The following is a 23,113-nucleotide window of genomic DNA, read 5'->3' on the forward strand; positions in this document are numbered from 1 at the left end:
TAGACTCGCCTGAGTGAGCCGCAGGAAGAAGCTGGCGTTGGCGGCGCTCGGCACGATCGCAGCGCTCGTCCTCGGCGGTACCGTGTGGATCCTGGTGGCGGGCGATTTCGCGATCCACGAGGAACGGGTCACGATCGAAGGTCCCCGCGGCGAACTGCACGCGGTGCTCGCGACGCCTGTCAACAGCGAGGGACCGCACGGGCTCGTGGTGTTCGTCCACGGTGACGGGCCGGCGAACGCCAGTCGCGACGACACCTACAAGCCGCTCTGGGACGCGTACGCGAAGGCCGGATTCGCAACGCTGTCGTGGGACAAACCGGGGGTCGGCGGCGCGCCCGGAGACTGGCTCGACCAATCGATGCACGACCGTGAGACGGAGGTCGAGGCCGCTGTCTCGTGGGCCTACACGCGCCCCGACATCGATACCACCCGCATCGGCGTCTGGGGCGACGGACAGGCCGGATGGGTGGTGCCCGAGGTGCTCGCGGCGCGCAACGACTTGCGATTCGCCGTCCTGGTGGGGCCGGCGGTCAACTGGCTCCGGCAGCACGAGTTCGCGCTGCGGTCCGACCTGTCCGCACACGGCGCCCCGGCCCCGGAGGCGTCGGCGGAACTGGCACGCCGGGCCCAGCGGGTGCGCCTGTTGGAAGAGGGTGCCGGGTACGCCGCGTACCGGCGCTCCGGGATCGATCCGGAGCCGATGACCCCCGCGCAGTGGGGGTTCGCCGAACGCAACCTCCGGTCGGATGCGACGGCGTCCCTGCCGGGCATCGCAGTTCCGCTCCTATTGGTGCTCGGGGGCGACGACCGCACCGTCGACGTGGACGAGACCGAGTCCGTCTACCGCCGCACCGTCCGGCCGGATCTGCTGACCGTGAAGCGGTTCGACGACGCCACGCACAGCATCACGCGGGAGGGAATCGAGTACCGAGACGATTTCCGTGTCGCGGCACGCACCAGGTTCGCGCCGTCTTCGGTGTACTCACCGGGCTATTTGGACGCGCTGCGCGTCTTCGCGAAACGGCATTCGCAATGACCACGTAAAGTGGGGATGTAAGCCTCGAATCCCCTTAGAAAGGCGAGATACCTATGGACGCAGCACTGTGGACGGCAATCGTTGAGCATCCTCACGTGTTCGAGCTTCTGAAGACCGTCTTCTCCGGCGTTCAGTAAGCGCCCCTCCGATTCGACGAAGTGCCCCGCCCACGGCGGGGCACTTCGCTTCTCCGGGTCAGGGCAGATCCGCTTTCGCCGCCCGCAGGAGCTCGCCGCTCACCTGCACCGCGGGCGCCGAGCTGTCACCGCCGACGACGAGGGTCGCGAAGGCGAGGTCGCCGTCGATGCCGGCGAACCAGCCGTGCGAGTGGGTGTTGTCGCCGAACTCGGCCGTCCCCGTCTTGCCTCCGAGCCCCTGAATGTCGCGCAAGGCGGTCGCCGTGCCGGAACTGACGGTTTCGCGCATCATCGTCCGGAGTGCGGCGGCCGCCGACGCCGAGATCTCCGACGGCCGTGCACTCTCCCCGGTGGCGCGTCCCTGGATCAACGTGGGCGTGACGGTGTGACGCGCGGCGAGGCTCGCTTCCGCGAGCGCCATGCCGAACGGCGAGGCGGTGACCGTGCCCTGCCCGATCCCGTTCTCGACCTTCGCCGCAGTGGTCTTCGCTGCGGGGACCGCGCCTGTCACGGTGGTGAGCCCGGGGATCGTGTAGTCGACGCCGAGCCCGAGCGAGCGCGCGGTGTCGGTGAGCGCGGTATCGGACAACTCAGCCGACAGCGCCGCCATCGTCGTATTGCACGAGCGCGAGAACGCGGTGTGCAGCGGCACGGCACCGAGATCGAACTCGTTCTCGTTCGGAATGACGCGATCGCCGATCCGCTTCTTTCCGGGACACGGCAGTATCGCATCGGGCTTCGTGACGCCGGCATCGAGTGCGGCCAGCGTGGTGACCGTCTTGAACGTGGAGCCCGGCGGGTACAGACCGCTCAACGCCACCGGCCCCTGCCGGTCGGCTCCCTCGTTCTGGGCCACCGCCAGAATCCCTCCGGTCGACGGCCGGATCGCGACCAGCATCGTCGGGCGACGCGAAGTGGCGACCGCGGCATTCGCCGCACGCTGGAGGGCGACGTCGAGAGTGGTCTCCACCCGCTCGGGAGTCCGGCCGTCGAATGTCTTCACGCGCCCGATCGGGTTCCCCTCGGCGTCGGCGATCGCCACGGTGGCGCCGGCCGCCGCGTCGATCGATTTCCGCCACTGCTCCTCGAGGCCGGCGACCGCGGGAGAGCGCAGGTCCTTCGACGCGGTGAGCAGGCGTCCCTCCTTGCGGACTGTGACGCCGGGAATGGAAGCGAGGTCCCCGGCCTTCTTCGCGTCCGCGGCGCGCAGTGTCACGATCGTGGTCGGTTCCTTCTTTCCTTTGACGTCTGCGCGAACGGATGCTGCGGTGACCGTCGGCGCCACCGGCCGCAGTCGCGCGGCGAGTGCCTCCGCAGACCCGGACCGATCCGGGGCGAGCGAGACCACCGTGACCTCCTGCCAGGTGAGGAGGTCGCGACCGGACCGGTCGACGACCGGGACGTCGTAGGTCTTGTCATCGCTGTAGAGCAGACGAGCGCCGGGCTTGAGGTCTCGATGAATCAGCTGCGGCGTCCAGCGGACTTTGCCGCCCGTCTCCGCGACCGATGTGGTGTAGTCGACGGTCCGGCCGTGCGGCAGCGACCACGACCAGTTCAGTTCGTCGTCGTCCTCGCCGCCGACACTCACGTGAACCTTGGCCTCGCCCATCCCGTCGAAGCTGGCTGTGAACGCCTTCTCTGCCGACGCCGGATCGTCGGTCACCGAGGCGGCGGCGGTCATGTCGCGGCCGTTCAGCGCGTCCGCCAGCCGCTGAGCCGGCGACGGGTCACTTCCGCACGCTGTAGCGAGCGCGACGAGCAGGATGAGGACGACGCCCACGGCGATTCTGCGCATCTCTCAAGTCAACCGAGACACGGGCCGGCAGAGCAACTCACGAGCAGCCACCGCACTGTCTTCTCGACCACACCGTCGCCGACCTGCAAGAACACGACGTCCCCGTCAGGCGGATCCTCCGCCGGTCGAGTCCGCTCCTCGTCCGGCCTGCGCCGCGGCCCCGGCCCGATTCCCATACGCACCGAGCTGTGTACCGAGACCGCGAACAGCCACGGCGGTCAGTATCAGGGCGAATACCGACAGCGACGAGAGTTGCACTGCGCCTGCGGCCCCAGTCCGGTGGTAGAGAGCCCACAGGACCAGTACACCTCCGACGACCGGCGCCGCGACCGCGATCACGCCGACGAGCAGACGGCGACTGAGCACGGCCTGCACCACTCCCGCATCCACCGTGACTGCCAGTGCGATCAGCGAGATCAGCATCAGCGCATTCGGTGCGGCGGTGTCGACGTTCCTCGTCGCGATCGCATCGGTGAGCGGCGTGTACGCGGTCCATCCACCGCCGACCCGCAGGAAGCCGACGAAATCGCGCGATGTCCCGGCGACCGGCTCTCCCATCTCTCCCACGAGACGAGCGACGACGAATACCCACCAGCTCGCGGTCCCGATCCACTTCGTGATCTGCATCAACGCAGCCTAGCGATCTGCCGGATATGAGCTGCCGGATATGAGTAAGGCCCCCGGTCGGTGACGACCGGGGGCCTTACCTCGTGGAGCCGCCGGGAATTGAACCCGGGTCCTCCGTCACTTCAGTGGGGCTTCTCCGTGTGCAGTCCGCTGTGTCTCTACTCGGATCTCCCGGTCTCGCGAACAAGCCGGGATGACGATCCCAGTCGCTTTTGGATGTCCTGCCGACGCCTGCGACCGGCGGCGACAGTGAGTTCCCTAGCTGATGCCGGCATCCGGTTCCGGGAACTTAGAACCGGGCCGACAGACTAGCCTCGCTGATCAGGCAGCGAGAGCGTAGTCGCGCTGATTGGAATCGGCGCTTAATTGGTTGCTGCGACGCTTACGGTGGTCTCTAGCCTGCACCGACACGCTTCCCCCACCTCGATGCACGTAGTCGAAACCGATCGGCCCCGAGGGGGTGCCCTCCAGATTTTGGCGGACACCTAATCATAACCAAAGGAGACGACAGAATCATCCCGGTATTCGTCGCGACGTCATTCGGGTCGCTCAGCCGATCCGCAGCAGTGCCGCGTCGCCCGCTCCTACCCGAATGGTGAGTTCCCCGTCCTCGGCCTTGATGCGGCGTCCGGACCAGACCTCACGCGCCGGAACCACGTCGTCGCCGGCCAGGCCGAGATCGGCGATCGGGATCGACATGTCACGGCCGACGGGTCCGGTGTTGGTGAACGACACCAGCAGTCCCCGCTCACCGATCGCCCGCGAGTACGTCTCGGGATCGCCGTTCACCTCGGCGCCCGGTGCCGCACGGCGATCGCGGACCAACTCACCGATCTCCGGGTTCCGGAGCATCTCGACCGTGCCACGGGGCACGGCGGGCAGATCTCCGGTCACCACCAGGGGCTCGGCCCTCATCACCCGCCGCGTCACCGCCGTCCGGAGCCCGGACGGAGTAGCGGCCGCGGCGTCGACGGCCGTGCGTCGCTGCGCGGACGGGAGCGGATGCATGTGCAGTCCGAGCGAGGCCAGATCGGCGCGAACGCCCGAGTCGGCGTCGATCCGGGCGCGATCCTCGTCATTGCAATCGATGAACAACTCGCGGAACCCCACGTCGCGCAGACCGGTGCGCACCACAGCGTCGGCTTGAGCCCGCACCCGATCTGGCGCGCACGAATGGTCGGCGACGAGCCAGCCCACCTCGGGAACCGCTTGCGCCTGCGGTGCCCGGTCGGCGCAGCCCGCGGCCGTGAGCGCCGCGACCACAAGCGTCAGCGCGATGCCGGAGAGTCTGCGCGGAACCGCCAACCGCTACATTCCCTTGACGCGCCGGCCGAGAGTCCGCTCCACCTCGCGTTTGGCGGTCCGCTCGGCGATGTCGCGGCGCTTGTCGTGCGCCTGCTTGCCCTTGGCGAGCGCCAGCTCCACCTTTGCGTAACCGTCGGAGAAGTACATCGACAGTGGAACCAGCGTCAGATTTCCGTCGCGCAGCTTGCCGATGAGCCCGTCGATCTCACGACGGTGCATCAGCAATTTGCGCTTGCGTCGGGGGGCGTGGTTGGTCCAGGTGCCGCTGCCGTATTCGGCGATGTGCACGGCGTTGAGCCATACCTCGCCGTCGTCGATCGTCGCGAAGGCGTCGACCAGTGACGCCTTGCCCTCGCGCAGCGCCTTGACCTCGGTCCCCTGGAGAACCATCCCCGCCTCGAAGGTCTCGAGAATCGTGTAGTTGTGCCGAGCCTTCCGGTTCGTCGCGATCACCGACTTACCCTTATCCCTGGGCACGGCAGACCTCCGAATTCTTCATGTAGTCGTCATTCACGGACATAGACGCGCAAGGTGCCGTACGCGGTGACGCCGGCGAGCACGATGCCCGACAACAGCAGCCACGGCGACACGAACCACACGTCCGCCGACGTGATGCGCGCCAGGATGTTCACACCGTAGAGGTCTTCGAGCGCTTTGTCGAAGAAGAATATCTTCGCCAGGAACAGCCCGCCGATGGCCAGCAGCGCTCCGACCACCGCGGCGATCACCGCCTCCAGCAGGAAGGGCAGCTGGGTGTACCACCTGGTGGCGCCGACCAGCCGCATGATCGACACCTCCGTCCGTCTCGTATAGGCCGCGATCTGCACGGTGTTGACGATCAGCAGGATCGCGGCCACGGCCAGGACCGCGGCGATGGCGAAGGCCGCGTTGCGAGCCCCGTCGAGCACGCTGAAGATACGTTTGACCAGGTCACGTTGATCGAGGACTCCGTCGACGCCCTCGGCCCGCGAGTACTTGTCGAGCACCGCGCCGAAGCGGTCGGGATCGGCCATCCGCACGCGCAGCGCTCCCTGGTACGCCTCCTTGCGGATGAAGTCGGCGAGCTCGGGCGAGTCCTTCTCCCACGACTCCTTGGCCGTCTTGTACGCCTGCTCCTGGCTGATGAACGTCACCGACGCCACTCCCGGCTCCGACTCCAGGTCGGTGCGCAGTGTGGTGCACGGAGCCTCGAGGCAGTTCGGATCCTTCGCGGTGACCGCGTCGTTGATGAAGAACTGCATCTCGACGCGGTCGAGGAAGATCTTCTGGCTCTTGTTGGCCATCTGGATCACGAGCAGACCGCCGCCGAGCATGCCGAGGGTGATCGCCGTGGTGAGCACCATCGCGACGGTCATGGTGATGTTGCGGCGGAAGCCGTTGAAGACCTCGCCGAAGATGAAGTTCAAGCGCATGTGATGCCTTTGGTTTCCCGCCTGTGGAAGGTCAAGTGTCAGCCGATGCCGTAGACGCCGTGCTCGTCGTTGCGCACCAGGGTCCCGTTGTCGAACTCCACCACGCGGCGCCGCATCGCGTCGACGATGTGGCGGTCGTGAGTGGCCATGACGACGGTGGTGCCGCCGCGATTGACACGGTCGAGAACCTCGACGATCTCCTCGCTGGTCTCCGGGTCGAGGTTTCCGGTGGGCTCGTCGGCCAGGAGCAGGGCCGGACGATTGACGATGGCTCGCGCGATCGCCACCCGCTGCATCTCACCACCGGACAGCTCGTGCGGCATCCGGTCCGACTTGCCCGAGAGACCCACATACTCCAGGGTCTCGGGTACCGCCTCCCGGATCGTGGACGCGGGCTTGCCGATCACTTCGAGCGCGAAGGCCACGTTGTCGGCCACCGTCTTCTGCTGCAGCAGGCGGAAGTCCTGAAAGACGCAGCCGATGGACTGACGGAGCTTCGGGACCTCCCGGCTGCGGAGCTTGTTCACGTGGAAATCCCCCACGTACACGTCGCCGGACGTCGGCTTGTCCTCCTTGAGCAGCAGCCGGAAGAAGGTCGACTTACCGGAACCCGACGGACCGATCAGGAAGGCGAATTCCCCCTTCTCGACCTCCAGCGACAGATCGTCCAGCGCGGGGCGAGAAGACGCTGCGTATTGCATCGTCACATTCGTCAGCTTGATCACGGTAGCCAAGTGTACTGACCGGTCAGGACTACTCGCCCGCACTGGCTCCGGGCTGGGAGGTCGGCTGCACGGTTCCATTCGGCGCCTGCGGCAGTTGCTGCTGCTGTTGCTCCCCGGCCGGCGTGCTCGGCGTGGCCCGCCCGGTCTGACGGCCGGTGCCCTCGGTGCCCCGTCCGGTCTCCGTGGTGGGAGTCTCGGTCTGCGTCGGTTCGGTCGACGACTCGACGGTCGAGGACGTGGGGGTCTGCGAGGTGTAGCTGGGCTGCGACGTCGTCGGCTCGACAGGCTGCTGCACCTGCGTGCCCTGCGGGACCCTCGGCTCGGTGGCGTAGTGCTCGGAACTGAACCCGTAGAAGCCGAGCAGCGCGAACCATATGAGGATCAGGACGACGGTGGTCGTCCGAATGCGCGTGTGATAGACGTGCCGCATGCGCCGCGCGAGTTTCACGATCGCCGACGGCTCGGGAGCTGCGGCGGCCTCGGCGACGGTCGTGTGAGCGGCGGTGTCGGCCGGCCGTTCCTCAGTGCTCATCGCTCACCCCGCCTCCGGTCTGGGCGGCCTCGTCCCCGGCGGTCTTGACCGCCGACTGCTGCTGCACCGATTGGACGAAGATCCCGTGGCGCGCGAGGCCGTAGATGATGTCGCCGCGCAGCGCGCGGCCGATCTCGAACTGCTGGCCGGGAAGCGTCCGCGCCACCATCCGGACGGTCGCCGAGTCGAGTTCGAGGTTGGTGATGCCCAGCGGGGTCGGCGCGTCGAGCAGCAACCGGTTCCACCGCGGGTTGTCGTAGAAGGTCTGTCCCACCTCGCGCAGGACCGTGTTGACCTCGTTGATGTCGGCGTCGAGCGGCACCGGCACGTCGACCACCGACCGCGCCCAGTCCTTCGACAGGTTCGCGGCCTTGATCATCTGACCGTTCGGCACGATGAGCAGTTCGCCGTCCGTGTTCCGGAGTCGGGTGACGCGGAGCGTCACATCCTCGACGGTGCCCTCGGCTTCGAGGCCGCCGGTCACCGAGAGGTTGACGACGTCGCCGTAGCCGTACTGATGCTCGGCGATGATGAAGAAGCCGGCCAGCAGATCCTGCACCACGCGCTGCGCGCCGAAGCCCAGCGCCGCACCGACCACCGCGCTCAGCCCCACGAGGCTGCTCTTCGCGACCCACATCCCCAGGATGTGCATCGTGACCGCGGCAACGGTGAGCGCTACCAACGTCCAGGTCACGACGTCCACCAGTGCCCGCCGGTGCTTCATGTCCTCGGACTGCACGATGTCGTCGCTGGACTCGAACTGCCGCAGCACCCGCTTGCTGTACCGGCCGGCACCCCATCGGAAGAACCGGATGACCAGGATCCCGCCGATGATCCAGAGCAGGATGCCGACGAAGTCGACTGCGAGCCACTTCTCCCAGGACTGCAGCCAGCTCGGCAGCCCGAGCCGATCTACCAGGTAGGTGGGAACGGAATCGATACGATCACTCGCCTTCGTTCATCCGCCAGCGGATGCCCGCTTCGATGAACTGATCGAGATCACCGTCGAGCACCGCAGACGGGTTGTTGCTTTCCACGTTCGTTCGCAGGTCCTTCACCATCTGGTAGGGGTGAAGCACGTACGAGCGCATCTGATTGCCCCAGCTGGCGCCGGTGTCGCTCTTGAGCGCGTCCATCTGCGCACGCTCCTCCAGACGCTTGCGTTCGAGGAGTTTGGCCTGCAGCACGCGCATCGCGGCGACCTTGTTCTGCAGCTGGCTCTTCTCATTCTGACATGTCACGACGATGCCCGTCGGGACGTGCGTCAGCCGCACCGCGGAGTCGGTGGTGTTGACCGACTGTCCGCCCGGGCCGGACGAGCGGTACACGTCCACCCGCACGTCGTTCTCGTCGATGTCGATGTGGTCGGTGGTCTCGACCACCGGCAACACCTCGACCTCGGCGAACGAGGTCTGCCTGCGGCCCTGGTTGTCGAACGGACTGATCCGCACCAGGCGGTGGGTGCCCTGCTCCACCGACAGCGTTCCGTACATGTACGGCGCCTTGACGGCGAAGGTCGCGGACTTGAGGCCCGCTTCCTCCGCGTACGAGGTGTCGTACACCTCGACCGGATGCCCGTGCTGCTCGGCCCACCGGATGTACATGCGCATCAGCATCTGCGCCCAGTCCGCCGCATCCACTCCGCCCGCACCGGAGCGGATGTTCACCAGCGCCTCGCGGGGGTCGTACTCGCCCGCGAGCATGGTCTTGACCTCCATGGCCTCGATGTCGCGGCGCAGGTCCGCTCGCTCGGTCTCCGCGTCCTCGAGAGCCGCGACGGCCGAGTCGCCCTCCTCCGCCTCCGCGAGCTCGTACAGCACCGGGAGATCGTCGAGGCGCGACCGGAGCTCGCTGACCCGGCGGAGTTCGGACTGCGCGTGCGACAGCTCGGAGGTGACGCTCTGCGCGTGCTCCTGGTCGTTCCACAGGTCGGGGTCGGAAGCCTGCATCTCGAGCTCGTCGATTCGGCGACGGAGCTCGTCGAGGTCCATCACCTTCTCGACGGTCGTCAGGGTGGCGTCGAGCGATTCGAGATCAGCGGAGACATCGGGGTGCACGAGGAACCAGGTTACCCTCTGGCCGCGGACGCCCGACCGCGGTCAGTCGCCGAGCACCCCGAACCGCCACGTGGAGTCGACCTTGCCGGGCCGGTACACCACGGGCATCGACGCGCCCACCGTCGGCGCGACGTCGTCGGCGCCGAGCACCTGAGTGCCGTACACCTCGGTGGGAGCGATCTGCGGGCCGATGATGGTGCCGCTGATGGTGCAGTACCGGCTCCCGTTCTTGTCGGGCTCGTTCTGCCTGCCGAGCCCGGTCACCGTGAGCGTGCCCTCCACATAGCCGGAGGCCGCGTCGACGCCGCCTCCGAACATCCGGCGCCCACGGCGCTGCATCAGCATCGCGACGAGCGACGTCGCGACGATCAGGATGAACACGACGCTGATCCACACAGGCATGGCCCGAGAGTACCGCCGGACGGCATCGGGAAGAGACGGATGTCGCACGGCCGGACGCATCGGCCACCGGTGCTAGCCTCGGATGCCGTGGCTACCCTCTCGGACGCCGGTCACGGCGCAGATCTTCAGCTGGCACTCGATCTGGCCGATGCAGCCGACGACCTCACGCTCTCCCGCTTCGGCGCCCTCGATCTGCACGTCGACTCGAAGCCCGATCTCACCCCGGTGTCGGACGCCGACCTCGCGTGCGAACGGATGATCCGCGACCGCATCGCCCAGGCCCGACCCGCCGACGCCGTGCTCGGCGAGGAGTTCGGCGGCGACCCGCTGCTCACCGGGCGGCAATGGGTGGTGGATCCGATCGACGGCACCAAGAACTTCGTCCGCGGCGTTCCCGTCTGGGCCACGCTCATCGCCCTGCTCGTGGACGGCGTGCCGTCGGTCGGCGTGGTGAGTGCGCCTGCGTTGAACCGGCGCTGGTGGGCGGCGGCGGGCGGCGGCGCCTTCGCGTCGCTCGACGGCGGCGAGCCCAGGCCGATCTCGGTGTCGAAGGTCGACGACCTCGGCTCGGCGTCGTTGGCCTTCTCCAGCCTGTCCGGCTGGGCCGACCGCGGCATCCGCGACCGATTCATCGCGCTCACCGACAGCGTCTGGCGAGTGCGCGGCTACGGCGACTTCTTCAACTACTGCCTCGTCGCCGAGGGCGCAGTGGACATCGCCGCCGAACCGGAGGTCTCCCTGTGGGATCTCGCGGCACTCGATGTCCTGGTACGCGAGGCGGGCGGCGAGTTCACCGATCTGGGCGGCAGGCCCGGCCCGGGCGGCGGAAGCGCCGTGGCCACGAACGGTCTGCTGCAGCGGGAGACTCTGGCAGCCCTGGGGACGTGATCCTCCGCGCGTGACTCCGCGTTCGCGCCGGAATACTCCTGCGGCACAAGGAAGTCGCCGGTAGCCTCCGCGATGGAGCGACATCCCGCTCCGAGAACTGAATGCGGAGGCGCCATGAGCAACGAAGTGAAGATGATCGTCCTGTCGACCGACGATCTCGACGAATCGATCAAGTTCTACAGCGAGACGCTGGGAATGGCTCTGAAGTTCCGCGACGGCGCACACTTCGCCGCCCTCGACGGCGGCGGAGTCACCGTCGCACTCGCGACGGCCGTCGACCACCCGATCCACGGTCAGGTTGTGGTCGGCATCAAGACCGACGACGTCGACGCGGCCGCGAAGGCCGTCGAAGCGAGCGGCGGCGGCATCGTCACCCAGGCGTACAACGACGCGCACGAGCGGCGTGCGGTGGTCTACGACAACAAGGGCAACGGGCTGGTCTTCTACAGTCCGTTGCCGACACAGTGACCACGCGGCGGTGATTCAGGCCGCGGCGGCGGTCACAGTTCGACGGGCACCCCGGACTCCAGCACGGAGAACTCGGTGCCCGTCGGCCTCATCTCGTCGATCCGCGCATTGTGAATGGCACGGCCGGCATCGGACAGGACGGCCTGGTGGATCGGGAAGGCCCGCCGCGGCGCGACCGCGCGCAGGTAGTCGACGGGCTCGCTGAGCTTGAGCCACGGCGCGGCCGCGGGCAGGGCCAGAACGTCGATCCGCTCGAACGGGATGTACAGGCTGTCGCCGGGGTGCATGAAGGCGCCGGGACGGTCGGCGGCGTCCACCACGTACGCGATGTTGTCGACCACCGGCAGATCCGGGTGGATCACGGCGTGTCTGCCGCCGGTGCCGCGGACGGTCAGCGCACCGATTCGCGTCTGCTCCCCCGCCGCCATCACCGACCACTGGCCGGCGTCCCGCTTCTCGTTCAGTTGGGCCGCGGTCTGCGGGTCGGCGTAACGGACCGCCTGTGGATTGGCGTCGACCAGCGCGGGCAGCCGCGCCGGATCCGCATGGTCGGGGTGCTGATGGGTGATGAGAATCGCGTCCAGCCCGGTCAGCGTCTCGAATCCCGACGAGAGGTTTCCGGGGTCGAAGAGCACCCGGGTGCGATCGATCTCGAGCAGTACGCAGGAGTGGCCGAAATGGGTGATGCGCATGGCTCCGACGATAGTCGTGCCGGAGGCGTGACAACCTTCTTACCGAGGAGTAAGGTAACTCCTTACTACGGAGTAAGAACTCCATCGCGACAATCCGCTTCGAGAATCTGGTGAGGAAATGACCACGAACACCGAACCCCGCGACACCTCGTCCGTCGGCGCGCAGCCGCACAAGCGCACTCCGATCGGTGCGGCCATGCGCCTGCTCACGACCATCACGGGCTCCGACATCGCCGAGAAGTACCACCTGCGCGAGCCGATCAACCGGGTGGCCTTCCACGCCACCAAGACCGGATTCAAGACCCTCGGAGCGGCCAACCGCGCGTTCACCCAGGTCGCGAGCAGCGGAAAGCCGGAGCGTCCGGCCACCTCGTCGAAGGGATTCTTCAACCTCAACCCCGACGAAGAGCAGGAGATGATCGCGGAGACCGTCCGCGACTTCTCCACCGAGATCCTGCGGCCGGCGGCATACGACGCCGACAACGCCGCCACCACTCCCGAGGACATCCTGAAGCGCTCGGCGGAACTCGGCATCACGATGATCAACGTTCCGGAGGCCTTCGACGGAGCCGCCACCGAACGCGGTGTGGTCACCAACGCGCTCGTCGCCGAGGCCATGGCGTACGGCGACATGGGACTGGCCCTGCCCCTTCTGGCGCCGAGCGGCGTCGCGACCACCCTGACCAACTTCGGCAGCGACGGCCAGCAGCGCACCTACCTTCCCGACTTCGCGGGCGAGAACGTACCGTCGTCCGCGGTCGTCATCGCCGAGCCGCGCCCGCTGTTCGACGCCTTCGACCTGCAGACCAAGGCCAAGCGCGTGCCGAGCGGGTTCCGTCTCTCCGGCGTGAAGTCGTTCGTCCCCGCGGCAGGCAGCGCGGAACTGTTCATCGTCGGCGCGCAGCTCGACGGCCGTCCGGCGCTGTTCATCGTCGAGTCCGACAGCCAGGGTCTGGTGATCGAAGCCGATCCGGGCATGGGCCTGCGCGCAGCCGGAATGGGCCGGCTGCTGCTCGACGACGTGGCCGTTCCCGCCACAGCCCTCCTCGGCGAGGTCGAGGGAGACGACGCGGCGGCCGCGTACCGCGACGTGGTGCGCCTGTCGCGCCTGGGCTGGTCGGCACTGGCCGCCGGCACCGCGAAGGCGATGCTCGACTACGTGATCCCCTACGTCAACGAACGCGAGGCCTTCGGCGAGCCGATCTCGAACCGCCAGGCGGTGGCGTTCATGGTCGCGAACATGGCGACCGAACTCGACGGCCTGCGACTGGTGACCCTCCGCGGCGCCTCGCGTGCGGAGCAGGGTCTGTCGTTCGCCCGCGAGGCGGCGCTGGCGCGCAAGCTCACCATCGACAAGGGCCTTCAGATCGGCCTCGACGGCGTGCAGCTGCTCGGCGGCCACGGCTTCACCAAGGAGCACCCGGTGGAGCGGTGGTACCGCGACCTGCGCGGTGCGGGCATCGGCGAGGGCATCGTCGTTCTCTGACGGCGAGACGAGTTTCAGGAGTCGACATCATGGCAATCAATCTCGAACTGCCCAAGAAGCTGCAGCCCACGGTGGAGCAGGCGCGCGATGCGGCGCTGGAGATCTTCCGGCCCATCTCGCGCAAGTACGACCTCGCCGAGCACGAGTACCCGGTGGAGCTGGACACTCTGGCGAACCTCTACAACGGTCTCGCCGCCGCCGGCCAGGCCGGTGCGGGCGCCGCGGGTGGTCGCGGCGACGCCAACAAGCAGCGACCGGAGGGCTACAACGCCAACGGCGGCAACATGCAGTCGGTCCTCAACGCCATGTGGGCGTCGTACGGCGACGTGGGGCTCATGCTCTCGATCCCGTATCAGGGACTGGGCAACGCGGCCATCGCCGCTGTCGCCACCGACGAACAGATCGAGAGCTTCGGCGGCGAGGTCTGGGCGTCGATGGCCATCACCGAGCCGAGCTTCGGTTCCGACTCGGCCGCGGTGACCACCACCGCGACGCGCGACGGCGACGAGTACGTCATCAACGGCGAGAAGATCTTCGTGACCGCGGGTTCGCGCGCCACCCACATCGTGGTGTGGGCCTCGGTGGACCGCAGCCTGGGGCGCGCGGCCATCAAGAGCTTCGTCGTCCCTCGGGACAACCCGGGCGTCACCATCGTCCGGCTCGAACACAAGCTCGGCATCCGCGCGTCCGACACCGCCGTGATCCGCTTCGAGGACTGCCGGATTCCCGCCACCAACCTGCTCGGTTCGCCGGAGGTGGACGTCAAGAAGGGCTTCGGCGGGGTCATGCAGACCTTCGACAACACGCGGCCGATGGTCGCCGCGATGGCTGTCGGCGTCGCGCGCGCCGCACTCGAGGAACTCCGCAAGCTCCTCGAGGAGGCCGGCCTCGAAATCGACTACGACCGTCCGGCCGCCGACCAGCCGGCCGCGGTGGCGGAGTTCATCCGCATGGAGTCCGACTACGAGGCCGCATACCTGCTCGCGATCCGCGCGGCGTGGATGGCCGACAACAAGATGCCGAACTCGCTGGAGGCGTCGATGTCGAAGGCCAAGGCGGGCCGCACCGGCACCGACGTCACCAACAAGGCCGTCGAACTCGCGTCCACCTACGGCTACTCCGAGCGCACCCTGCTCGAGAAGTGGGCGCGCGACTCGAAGATCCTCGACATCTTCGAGGGAACGCAGCAGATTCAGCAGCTGATCATCGCCCGGCGCATTCTCGGGAAGAGCAGTGCCGAACTGAAGTGATCAGGCCGAGCCCGTAGGCTCTGCATTCCCGTCGCACGATCAGGGGCGGGGGATTCACGCCGCGGCGTCCTCATCGAGGGCTCCGAGCGAATCCCCCGCCCCTGACCCGTCCCCAGGCCGCCCCCGCGACCCCGCCGGCCCCTCGACTAGGCACCACCCCGCCTGCTCGTCGAGTAAGCACCACCCTGCAGGACCGTCGAGTAAGCACCACCCTGCAGGACCGTCGAGTAAGCACCACCCTGCAGGTCCGTCGAGTAAGCGGAGGAACGAAGTGACGATGCGCATCGAGACCGCCTACCCACACACGTCCACCCACCACTCCACCCTGCAGGACCGTCGAGTAAGCGGAGGAACGAAGTGACGACGCGCATCGAGACCGCCCACCGACCTCTCACCCGCCCCGGTGACCTCCCACTTCCCGACGATCCATTGTGATCTGGGCAACCCCCGTGTACTCTCAGCGAAACTTTTGAAATAAGAACGTTTCACACGGGGGTCGAATTGAGAACACGCACATTCCTCGCCGCTGCGCTGAGCGCCGTGGCCGTCGTCGCGACAGCGGCGGGGACACCGGTCGCGCCCGCCCACGCCGACCCGGCCGTGACGCAGGCGCCGCTCGTTCCACTGCCACAAGAGCTCGACCCCGCCTTCTACCGACCTCCGGCCCGGGAAGTCGCCGCCGCCGCTCCGGGTGAGATCTTGCGTGCCCGGCGGATCACCCCCGCGAACTTCGGAGTCGCTCCCATCAACGTGGACGCGTGGCAGCTCACCTTCCGGTCCACCGACACCCGCGGCCGGGCGATCCCCGCAGTCACCACGATCCTCAAGCCGCGCGGCACCACGACCGGCCCGCGCAAGGTCGTCTCCATGCAGATCGCCGAGGATTCGACCGCCGGCTACTGCGCGACGTCGTACGCCGTCCAGCACCTCAACGCCGGCCCCCTTCTGGGTCAGGTGGTCGCTCCCGCCGAACTGCTCATCGCCCAGGGCTTTCTGAACCAGGGGTACGCGGTGGTGCTTCCTGACCACGAAGGCCCCAACCACGCTTACGGCGCCGGTCCACTCGGTGCCCGCATCACCCTCGACAGTCTCCGTGCCGCCAAGCGATTCGCGCCGTCGTCGATCACCGATGCCTCACCCATCGGCCTGTACGGCTATTCCGGCGGCGCCATCGTCACCGGGCACACCGCTGAACTCAAGAAGACGTACGCCCCCGAACTGAACATCGTGGGCGCCGCAGAAGGGGGAGTCCCCGCGGATCTCGAGGTGGTCCTCAAAGCCGCGCAGAACAACGTGACCAGCGGCCTCGTGCTCGGCGCGGTGGTCGGACTCACCCGCGAGTACGACTACTTCCGCACCTTCATGAACTCTCACCTCGACCCGCTCGGCCGGGCGGTGCTGGCACTCAAGGGTCCCCTCTGCGTGCAGTATCAGGCGGCGACCTTCCCGTTCCTGAACAACATCGGGTTCATCCGCGCACCGGGCGGCGCGCTGCGGGCACCCGCCGTGCGTCGGGTCTTCGACGACACCCGGATGGGCAAGAGCCTGCCCGACATGCCCATGTACATGTGGAACTCCGCCCTCGACGAGATCATCCCCGTGGGCCAGGTGGATCGGCTCGTCGGTCAGTACTGCCGCCGCCCGGGTGCTCGGGTGACCTACACCCGCGACCACCTGTCGGAACATCTCATCGCCGAGGTCTCCGGTGCGCCGCTGGCACTGTTGTGGCTGAAGGATCGGCTCGACGGCAAGCCGGCCGCACAGGGTTGCCGGACCAGTGACGACCTCACCATGACGTCGCGGCCGCGATGGTGGCCGACGTTCTCGGCAGCGGTGGGCGCCGGGCTGGCGGCACTGTTCGGCAAACCTCTGGGCGCGGAGCGCTAGCGGCATCCGGTCCGGGCTCGACCGCTAGCCTGGACCGGTGACCGAACCCAGGCTCTATCGCGGCCAGTCGATGCACGACCGTCGCCGCGATCGGCGTCGACGCTTCTGTGATTCGGCGATCGCGCTGTTCGGCACCGACGGCTACGCGGCGACGTCCGTGTCAGCGGTCTGTCGGCACGCCGCTCTGTCATCCCGACAGTTCTACGAGGAGTTCGGCGACCGCGAGCATCTGCTCCGCACGGTCTACGACGAGACCGAGGACGCGGCGAGCACGGCCGTCATCGAAGCCGTCGAACGGTCACTCGAGACCGCCGCGGAGATCGAGGCGGTGTTCGACGCAGGGATCCGGGCATTCGTCGAATTCTTCGGCGCGGACCCTCGGCTCACCCGAATCTGCTTCGTCGAGGCAGTGGGTGTGAGCGCCGGGTTCGAGGAACACCGCGCTGAGCGCCGGACCCGGTGGGGTGCCTCGCTCGACGCGATCAGCGCGGCGGGCGCCGAGCGCGGATTGCTCACCGCGAGGCCCGACCCGCTGCTGTGGACCGGCTTCATCGGCGCGGTGAACGCCGTGATCGTCGAGCAGGTGCGATCAGCCGACCTGACCACCGAGGACACCCTCCGGGTGATGCGCACGCTGCTCCGACCCGGTGTTCTGGGCTGAGCGGGCTCGCGTCGAAACCTCTCCGCGCCGCACAGTGCCTCCTACGCTGATGAGATGACCACTGCCGCCAGAGCCGGGCGCCTGCTCCTCGCTCTGGCATCCATCGCCGTCGGCGTCCTGCTGGTGCTCCGCCCGTTCGCGAGCGTGCCGTGGACCGCCGCCGCACTGGCGATCGGCTTGATCGTGGCCGGACTCGTCGACCTCATCGAATCCCAGACTCGCCGGGAACCGCTCCGGCTCGCCGTCGCAGTCCTGCTGCCGCTGGTCGGTACCGTGCTGCTGATCTGGCGGAGTCTGTCGATCTTCGGTATCGCGGTGGCCGCGGCGATCGCACTCGCGGTGTGGGGCGTGGGCCGATGGGTGCGCGCCGCGCGCCGCGGCCCCGCGTGGTTCGCCGACGTGCTGTTCGGCGCAGCCGGTATCGCCACCGCTGTGCTCGCCGTGTCGTGGCCGGGTGTGAGCATCTTCATCGTCGTCGAGGCCGTCGGGCTGGCGCTGGTGTGGCGCGGTCCGGCCGAGCTGCTCGTCGGCATCCGCGGCCGGACCGCCGCGGCCGAACCCGGCCGGGAGCGGACCGCGAGAATCGCGCTGCGGACGGCCGCGGCAGCGGTCGCGACGATCGTCGCCGTGCCGCTGGTGATCGCGACATTCGTCGTCCGCGGCACCGCTGAGGAACCCGGCGCGTTCTATCGAGCCGAGCTTCCCGCCGGCGTGCGGCCGGGGACCCTATTGAAGTCGGAGCCGACCGCCGCGGGCATCCCGCCGGGCGCTCACGCGTGGCGCATCCTCTACTCCACCCTGCGCGGCGACCGGCCCGCACTGGCGAGCGGTCTCGTCGTCGTTCCGGACGGTCCCGGTCCGCACTCGCTGATCGCGTGGGCCCACGGGACGTCCGGCGTCGCCGAGAACTGCGCCCCGTCGATGACCTCGACACCGCTGGCACACCTGCCGGGCCTGAACGCGGTGGTCGGGCGGGGCTGGGCGCTGGTGGCCGCCGACTACATCGGGATGGGTACTCCGGGACCGTCGCCGTATGTGATCGGCCGGGGTGAGGCGCGCTCGGTACTGGACTCGATCCGGGCCGCCCGCGCTCTGCCCGGGGCGTCATTGACTCGGTCGACGGTGGTGTGGGGCCATTCCCAGGGCGGACACGCTGCACTGTGGACCGAACTGCTGGCTCCGTCGTACGCACCCGACGCCGGCGTGATCGCCACCGCGGCGCTCGCACCGGCATCGAATCTGCGGGCTCTCGCCTCCGGGCTGGAGACGATGGCGGGCGGCGCGTTGCTGGCGTCGTATGTGATGGACGCGTACACCCGCACCTACCCGGACGTCCGCTACGCCGACTACATCAAGACGCAGGCCCGCCTCCCGATGCGCGGAATGGCGGCGCGCTGTCTGTGGTCGCCCACGATGCCCGTCTCGCTCGCCGAGGCGCTCATTCTCGGCCACGACTTCTACACGCGCACCCCGACGTCCGGTCCGCTGGGCGCACGACTCGCCGAGAACACGCCGAGCGCGCGGCTGCCGCGGCCCACGCTCATCGCCCAGGGACTGTCGGACGAGGTGATCGCTCCGGCGTCGCAGAACGAGTACGTCACCGACCAATGCGCCGCGGGCAGCGATCTCGAATACCGCACCTACCCGGGGCTCGGGCACATGACGCTCATCGACGACGACTCGCCCGCCGTCGGGTCGCTCATCGCCTGGACGCAGGACCGTTTCGCGGGTGCGGCGCCGACACCGAACTGCCCGGCACCGCATCCGGCGTGATCAGTGCCCGAGTTGATCCACCAGGGCCTCGAGCACTGAGAGGTCCTCGATGGTCGAGGGCACCGCGTACTCCTCACCGTCCACGATCTGCCGCATGGTCTTACGCAGGATCTTGCCCGACCGGGTCTTCGGCAGAGCCTGGACGACCGTGACGTCGCGGAAGGTGGCGACGGCGCCGATCTCGTCGCGGACCATCTGCACCAGTTCGGCGCGGAGACGGTCCTCGTCGATGTCGGCACCGGCCTTGAGCACCACGTATCCGCTCGGCCGCTGTCCCTTGAGGTCGTCGTGAATGCCGACCACCGCGCACTCCGCGACGGCCGGATGCGCGGCGACCACCGCTTCGATGCTCCCGGTGGAGAGCCGGTGCCCGGCGACATTGATGACGTCATCCGATCGTCCCAGCACGTAGACGTACCCGTTCTCATCGATGTAGCCGGAGTCGCCGGTCAGGTAGTAGCCGGGGAACGCCTTGAGGTATGAGGAACGGAACCGCTCCTCGTCGCCCCACAGCCCCGCGAGCGTGCCGGGCGGCATCGGCAGCTTCACGACGATGTTGCCCTCGGCGTTGGGTCCGAGACGGCGGCCATCGGCGTCGACGACCTGCACGTCGTACCCGGGGACCGGGACCGTGGCAGTCCCGGGCTTGAGCGGCATGGGTTCGAGTCCACGCAGATTGGCCACTATCGCCCAGCCGGTCTCGGTCTGCCACCAGTGGTCCACCACCGGGACGCCGAGCTTCTCCGAGGCCCATTCGAACGTGTCGGGATCGAGTCGCTCGCCCGCCGCGAAGAGGGTCTTGAACCGCGACATGTCGTACTGGGCCAGTTCAGCGGCCTCGGGATCGGCCTTGCGGATCGCGCGGATCGCCGTCGGAGCGGTGAACAGCGCCGACGCTCCGTGTTCGGAGATGACGCGCCAGAACGCCCCCGCGTCGGGTGTCCCGACCGGCTTGCCCTCGTACATCACCGTCGTCGCTCCGAGCAGCAACGGACCGTAGACGATGTACGAGTGGCCCACCACCCAGCCGACGTCGGAGGCCGTCCACCACACGTCGTCGGGCGACACCCCGTACACGTTGCGCATCGACCAGTGCAGCGCCACCGCGTGACCGCCGTTGTCGCGCACCACGCCCTTGGGCTTCCCCGTGGTTCCCGAGGTGTACAGGATGTAGAGCGGGTCGGTCGCGGCCACCTCGACGGCGTCGGCCGGGCGCGCGGTCGCCATCTGCTGGTCCCAGTCGAGCCACCCGTAGTCCCCCGCCGATCCGGCCACCTGCGGTCGGTCCTTCACGATCACCGTCTCCGGCGCCGACACCGCGATCGCCAGCGCATCCCGCACCATCGGCAGATACTCGACGGTCCGGCCCGGCTCCAGTCCACCCGACGCGGTGACGATCGCGACCGGCTCGGCGTCGTCGATGCGCGTGGCCAACTCCGGTGCGGCGAACCCGCCGAACACCACCGAGTGCACGGCTCCGATCCGCGCGCAGGCGAGCATCGCGATCGCGGCCTCCGGGATCATCGGCATGTAGACGATGACGCGATCGCCCTTGGCCACGCCCTGCGCGGCGAGCACTCCCGCGAAGCGGGACACCTCGGCGAGCAGTTCGGCATAGGTGTACGTCCGCTTCTCGCCCACCATTGCGGAGTCCCAGACGAGCGCGTCACGATCGCCGCGGCCCGCCGAGACATGACGGTCGAGCGCGTTCGCCGAGGTATTGAGCGTGGCATCGGGGAACCATCGGTAGATCGGCGGCTGGGAATCGTCGAGAGCCTTGGTCGGCGGACTGATCCAGTCGATGCCCGCCGCCGCGTCGAGCCAGAATCCGTCGGGATCGTCGATGCTGCGGGCGAAGACTTCTGCGTAGGTGGCCATTGGACAACGGTAGCAATCCGGTGACCGGAGTCACTTCTGCAGCGTGGACTCGGTCACACTTGGTCTCGGATTGATCACGGAAAGATAACAGCGGAATCCTCGCTCCCACCTGGGATCTTGCTGAGAATCACACGCTTGCAAGAGCAAGCGGATTGTGTCTCCGACCACAGCTTCGCGGTGTGACCTCACGTTTTTCACGACGTAGCGTCTCTTCCGTCCACGAACGCAGCCCGTTTTCGAGGGCTGCGCCCAAGGAGGAATGCCTGATGAGCCTTACCAAGCTCGCAACCCGCGCCGCGATCGCCGGCGCCCTGACCATCGCCCCGCTGACCCTGGCCGCCGGCGTCGCCTCGGCCGACACCGGCCACAACTGGGACGCGGTCGCTCAGTGCGAGAGCGGCGGCGACTGGTCGATCAACACCGGCAACGGCTACTACGGCGGTCTGCAGTTCTCGCAGTCCACCTGGGAGGCCAACGGCGGCACCGGCAGCGCGAACAACGCGTCCCGCGAGGAGCAGATCCGCGTCGCGGAGAACGTGCTCGCCACCCAGGGCCCCGGCGCCTGGCCGGTCTGCGGCGCGTACCTCTAAGTACGCCCACACCCCTCAACCGGGAACCGCGCTCTCCGACGAGGCCGGTCGCTGTCGCAGCGACCGGCCTCGCGGTGTCGCCGGACCCACGCGGCCGGCACGGCCTAGGCTCGGGTGAAGGCGATCAGAGGAGGCCACCGGATGTCGACGCTCTCGTTCACCAGCCTCGGAGCGGCGGGAACCGTCACCGGTTCCAAGCATCTCCTCGAGCGCGACGGGAGGATGATCCTCGTCGACTGCGGGCTCTTCCAGGGCATCAAGAACCTGCGCGAGACCAACTGGCGCTCGCTGCCGGTGGATCCGCAGGCACTCGATGCGGTGATCGTCACCCACGCTCATCTCGACCACACCGGATACCTGCCGCGCCTGATCCGCGACGGCTTCCGCGGTCCGATCTATTCGACCCCCGCCACGCGCGACGTGGCCGACATCATCCTCCGCGACTCCGCCCATCTGCAGGAACGCGACGCGATGCTGGCCAACAAGCACCGGGCCACGCGGCACTCCCCGGCACGGCCGCTCTACGACGTCACCGACGTCGAACAGACCATGGCCCAGTTCCACACCCGCGCCGCGGACAAGTCGTTCTCCCCCACCCGCGAGGTCCGAGCGCTGTTCCGCGGCGCCGGCCACATCCTCGGCGCCGCCACCGTCGAGGTGGAGTGGGGCGGCGTCACCGTCGCGTTCAGCGGCGATCTCGGCCGGTACGACGACCCCCTGATGTTCGATCCCGAGCCGGTGCCCCGGGCCGACTACCTGGTGTGCGAGTCCACCTACGGCGATCGCGTGCGAGACCACGCGGACCCGGCCGCCGAACTACTGCGCATCATCACCGAGGCAGTCGACCGCGGCGGCACCGTCGTGATCCCCGCGTTCGCGGTCGGTCGGACACAGACGATCCTCTATCACCTCTGGACTCTGCAGCGGGACGGGCTGCTGCCCCGGGTGCCGGTCTACGTCGACAGCCCGATGGCGATCAACGCAGGCGAACTGATGCGCTCGCATCCGGCGGCACATCGGCTCGACGCGGCACACGTCGACGAGATGTTCGCGATCGCCGAGTACGTCCGCGACCCCGAACGTTCCAAACAGATCTCCGCCGACCACGGCCCGAAGGTCATTCTCTCCGCGAGCGGGATGGCGACCGGCGGCCGCGTCCTGCACCATCTGGCCGCATTCGTCGGCGGCTCACAGAACACGGTGGTCCTGGTCGGCTATCAGGCGGTCGGCACCCGCGGGCGGTCGCTGGCCGACGGGGCACGCTTCCTCAAGCTGTACGGCGAGTGGCTGCCGGTGCACGCTCGGGTGGAGAACCTGCACATGCTCTCGGCGCACGCCGACTCCGACGAGCTCATCCGATGGATGCGTGGCTTCGACGAGGCGCCGCGCCGGACGTTCCTGGTTCACGGCGAACCCAACGCCACGGAGTCGATGCGGCATCGGATCGACCACGATCTCGGCTGGCGGACCACCGTCGGACACCAGAACCAGACGTTCGATCTGATCTGACGC

At 68.2% G+C, this 23,113-nt stretch carries 22 protein-coding genes and 1 other RNA gene; 10 read left to right on the forward strand and 13 right to left on the reverse strand.

Translation table 11 applies throughout. The features are described 5' to 3' along the window. The first annotated feature begins 13 nt into the window (after nucleotides 1-13). Nucleotides 14-1,036, forward strand: a complete 1,023-nt coding sequence (locus tag ACK8HH_RS13640) for an alpha/beta hydrolase family protein (protein ID WP_412475268.1) — start codon at nucleotides 14-16, stop codon at nucleotides 1,034-1,036. Nucleotides 1,037-1,231: 195 nt separating this feature from the next. Here ACK8HH_RS13640 and ACK8HH_RS13645 read toward each other — a convergent pair whose 3' ends face one another. The 11 genes from ACK8HH_RS13645 to ACK8HH_RS13695 form a co-directional block, all read right to left on the reverse strand. Next, the gene (locus ACK8HH_RS13645; protein WP_412475269.1) at nucleotides 1,232-2,968 is read right to left on the reverse strand and encodes a penicillin-binding transpeptidase domain-containing protein; all 1,737 of its coding nucleotides are present in this window, start codon (nucleotides 2,966-2,968) and stop codon (nucleotides 1,232-1,234) included. Between the two features lie 105 nt (nucleotides 2,969-3,073). Next, nucleotides 3,074-3,595, reverse strand: coding sequence for a hypothetical protein (locus ACK8HH_RS13650; protein WP_006898292.1), 522 nt, complete (start codon nucleotides 3,593-3,595; stop codon nucleotides 3,074-3,076). Between the two features lie 81 nt (nucleotides 3,596-3,676). Then, nucleotides 3,677-4,049: a transfer-messenger RNA gene (gene ssrA / locus ACK8HH_RS13655) on the reverse strand. Between the two features lie 95 nt (nucleotides 4,050-4,144). Further along, entirely contained in the window at nucleotides 4,145-4,900 is a 756-nt protein-coding gene (locus ACK8HH_RS13660; RefSeq protein ID WP_062367803.1) for a hypothetical protein, read from the reverse strand. 3 nt (nucleotides 4,901-4,903) lie between these two features. After that, the gene (gene smpB, locus ACK8HH_RS13665; RefSeq protein WP_006898290.1) at nucleotides 4,904-5,377 is read right to left on the reverse strand and encodes an SsrA-binding protein SmpB; all 474 of its coding nucleotides are present in this window, start codon (nucleotides 5,375-5,377) and stop codon (nucleotides 4,904-4,906) included. A 29-nt stretch (nucleotides 5,378-5,406) separates the two neighbouring features. Beyond that, nucleotides 5,407-6,312 carry a permease-like cell division protein FtsX gene (gene ftsX, locus ACK8HH_RS13670; RefSeq protein WP_006898289.1) on the reverse strand — a complete coding sequence of 302 codons (906 nt, stop codon included), beginning with the start codon at nucleotides 6,310-6,312 and terminating at the stop codon, nucleotides 5,407-5,409. Between the two features lie 38 nt (nucleotides 6,313-6,350). After that, a complete protein-coding gene (ftsE, locus tag ACK8HH_RS13675) occupies nucleotides 6,351-7,037 on the reverse strand; it encodes a cell division ATP-binding protein FtsE (RefSeq protein WP_006898288.1) in 687 nt (228 codons plus the stop codon). Nucleotides 7,038-7,065: 28 nt separating this feature from the next. Continuing rightward, the gene (locus ACK8HH_RS13680) at nucleotides 7,066-7,569 is read right to left on the reverse strand and encodes a hypothetical protein (RefSeq protein WP_006898287.1); all 504 of its coding nucleotides are present in this window, start codon (nucleotides 7,567-7,569) and stop codon (nucleotides 7,066-7,068) included. Further along, nucleotides 7,559-8,488 (reverse strand): mechanosensitive ion channel family protein, encoded by a 930-nt coding sequence (locus tag ACK8HH_RS13685; RefSeq protein ID WP_045538593.1) that lies wholly within the window; start codon nucleotides 8,486-8,488, stop codon nucleotides 7,559-7,561. Before ACK8HH_RS13685 ends, ACK8HH_RS13680 begins: the two co-directional genes overlap by 11 nt. 25 nt (nucleotides 8,489-8,513) lie before the next feature. Beyond that, the gene (prfB, locus tag ACK8HH_RS13690) at nucleotides 8,514-9,626 is read right to left on the reverse strand and encodes a peptide chain release factor 2 (protein ID WP_006898285.1); all 1,113 of its coding nucleotides are present in this window, start codon (nucleotides 9,624-9,626) and stop codon (nucleotides 8,514-8,516) included. Nucleotides 9,627-9,668: 42 nt separating this feature from the next. Continuing rightward, entirely contained in the window at nucleotides 9,669-10,028 is a 360-nt protein-coding gene (locus ACK8HH_RS13695) for a hypothetical protein (RefSeq protein ID WP_051999706.1), read from the reverse strand. Between the two features lie 87 nt (nucleotides 10,029-10,115). On the opposite strand from ACK8HH_RS13695, the gene hisN reads away from it, so the two are divergent. After that, complete coding sequence (hisN, locus tag ACK8HH_RS13700; RefSeq protein WP_006898283.1) at nucleotides 10,116-10,916, forward strand: histidinol-phosphatase; 801 nt, start codon at nucleotides 10,116-10,118, stop codon at nucleotides 10,914-10,916. 114 nt (nucleotides 10,917-11,030) lie between these two features. After that, complete coding sequence (locus ACK8HH_RS13705; RefSeq protein WP_412475270.1) at nucleotides 11,031-11,384, forward strand: VOC family protein; 354 nt, start codon at nucleotides 11,031-11,033, stop codon at nucleotides 11,382-11,384. Between the two features lie 32 nt (nucleotides 11,385-11,416). Here the strand turns inward: ACK8HH_RS13705 and ACK8HH_RS13710 are convergent, their stop codons facing one another. Beyond that, nucleotides 11,417-12,076, reverse strand: coding sequence for an MBL fold metallo-hydrolase (locus tag ACK8HH_RS13710; protein ID WP_278124608.1), 660 nt, complete (start codon nucleotides 12,074-12,076; stop codon nucleotides 11,417-11,419). Between the two features lie 118 nt (nucleotides 12,077-12,194). On the opposite strand from ACK8HH_RS13710, the gene ACK8HH_RS13715 reads away from it, so the two are divergent. From ACK8HH_RS13715 to ACK8HH_RS13735, 5 genes are all read left to right on the forward strand, one after another. Further along, nucleotides 12,195-13,562 (forward strand): acyl-CoA dehydrogenase family protein, encoded by a 1,368-nt coding sequence (locus tag ACK8HH_RS13715; protein ID WP_278124610.1) that lies wholly within the window; start codon nucleotides 12,195-12,197, stop codon nucleotides 13,560-13,562. 29 nt (nucleotides 13,563-13,591) lie between these two features. Then, complete coding sequence (locus tag ACK8HH_RS13720) at nucleotides 13,592-14,812, forward strand: acyl-CoA dehydrogenase family protein (protein WP_006898279.1); 1,221 nt, start codon at nucleotides 13,592-13,594, stop codon at nucleotides 14,810-14,812. Between the two features lie 501 nt (nucleotides 14,813-15,313). Then, a complete protein-coding gene (locus tag ACK8HH_RS13725; RefSeq protein WP_006895481.1) occupies nucleotides 15,314-16,699 on the forward strand; it encodes a lipase family protein in 1,386 nt (461 codons plus the stop codon). A 37-nt stretch (nucleotides 16,700-16,736) separates the two neighbouring features. Then, nucleotides 16,737-17,360, forward strand: a complete 624-nt coding sequence (locus ACK8HH_RS13730) for a TetR/AcrR family transcriptional regulator (protein ID WP_278124613.1) — start codon at nucleotides 16,737-16,739, stop codon at nucleotides 17,358-17,360. A 54-nt stretch (nucleotides 17,361-17,414) separates the two neighbouring features. Next, entirely contained in the window at nucleotides 17,415-19,133 is a 1,719-nt protein-coding gene (locus tag ACK8HH_RS13735) for a lipase family protein (RefSeq protein ID WP_412475271.1), read from the forward strand. Here ACK8HH_RS13735 and ACK8HH_RS13740 read toward each other — a convergent pair whose 3' ends face one another. Continuing rightward, complete coding sequence (locus ACK8HH_RS13740) at nucleotides 19,134-21,011, reverse strand: propionyl-CoA synthetase (RefSeq protein WP_222111170.1); 1,878 nt, start codon at nucleotides 21,009-21,011, stop codon at nucleotides 19,134-19,136. Between the two features lie 266 nt (nucleotides 21,012-21,277). Here ACK8HH_RS13740 and ACK8HH_RS13745 point away from each other — a divergent pair, with 266 nt between their 5' ends. Next, nucleotides 21,278-21,601 carry a transglycosylase family protein gene (locus ACK8HH_RS13745; RefSeq protein ID WP_006895487.1) on the forward strand — a complete coding sequence of 108 codons (324 nt, stop codon included), beginning with the start codon at nucleotides 21,278-21,280 and terminating at the stop codon, nucleotides 21,599-21,601. A 141-nt stretch (nucleotides 21,602-21,742) separates the two neighbouring features. Continuing rightward, entirely contained in the window at nucleotides 21,743-23,110 is a 1,368-nt protein-coding gene (locus ACK8HH_RS13750) for an MBL fold metallo-hydrolase RNA specificity domain-containing protein (protein ID WP_412475272.1), read from the forward strand. Nucleotides 23,111-23,113 lie beyond the last annotated feature (3 nt).

This window comes from Gordonia sp. LUNF6 (assembly GCF_047041125.1).
GTDB lineage: Bacteria > Actinomycetota > Actinomycetes > Mycobacteriales > Mycobacteriaceae > Gordonia > Gordonia sihwensis.

Excerpts from the sequence above, each read along its gene's own strand:
- ACK8HH_RS13645 (WP_412475269.1), bottom strand. The coding sequence starts at position 2,968 with ATGCGCAGAATCGCCGTGGGCGTCGTCCTCATCCTGCTCGTCGCGCTC.
- ACK8HH_RS13650 (WP_006898292.1), bottom strand. The coding sequence starts at position 3,595 with ATGCAGATCACGAAGTGGATCGGGACCGCGAGCTGGTGGGTATTCGTC.
- ftsX (WP_006898289.1), bottom strand. The coding sequence starts at position 6,312 with ATGCGCTTGAACTTCATCTTCGGCGAGGTCTTCAACGGCTTCCGCCGC.
- ACK8HH_RS13680 (WP_006898287.1), bottom strand. The coding sequence starts at position 7,569 with ATGAGCACTGAGGAACGGCCGGCCGACACCGCCGCTCACACGACCGTC.
- ACK8HH_RS13695 (WP_051999706.1), bottom strand. The coding sequence starts at position 10,028 with ATGCCTGTGTGGATCAGCGTCGTGTTCATCCTGATCGTCGCGACGTCG.
- ACK8HH_RS13705 (WP_412475270.1), top strand. The coding sequence starts at position 11,031 with ATGAGCAACGAAGTGAAGATGATCGTCCTGTCGACCGACGATCTCGAC.
- ACK8HH_RS13710 (WP_278124608.1), bottom strand. The coding sequence starts at position 12,076 with ATGCGCATCACCCATTTCGGCCACTCCTGCGTACTGCTCGAGATCGAT.
- ACK8HH_RS13715 (WP_278124610.1), top strand. The coding sequence starts at position 12,195 with ATGACCACGAACACCGAACCCCGCGACACCTCGTCCGTCGGCGCGCAG.
- ACK8HH_RS13720 (WP_006898279.1), top strand. The coding sequence starts at position 13,592 with ATGGCAATCAATCTCGAACTGCCCAAGAAGCTGCAGCCCACGGTGGAG.
- ACK8HH_RS13735 (WP_412475271.1), top strand. The coding sequence starts at position 17,415 with ATGACCACTGCCGCCAGAGCCGGGCGCCTGCTCCTCGCTCTGGCATCC.
- ACK8HH_RS13740 (WP_222111170.1), bottom strand. The coding sequence starts at position 21,011 with ATGGCCACCTACGCAGAAGTCTTCGCCCGCAGCATCGACGATCCCGAC.
- ACK8HH_RS13745 (WP_006895487.1), top strand. The coding sequence starts at position 21,278 with ATGAGCCTTACCAAGCTCGCAACCCGCGCCGCGATCGCCGGCGCCCTG.
- ACK8HH_RS13750 (WP_412475272.1), top strand. The coding sequence starts at position 21,743 with ATGTCGACGCTCTCGTTCACCAGCCTCGGAGCGGCGGGAACCGTCACC.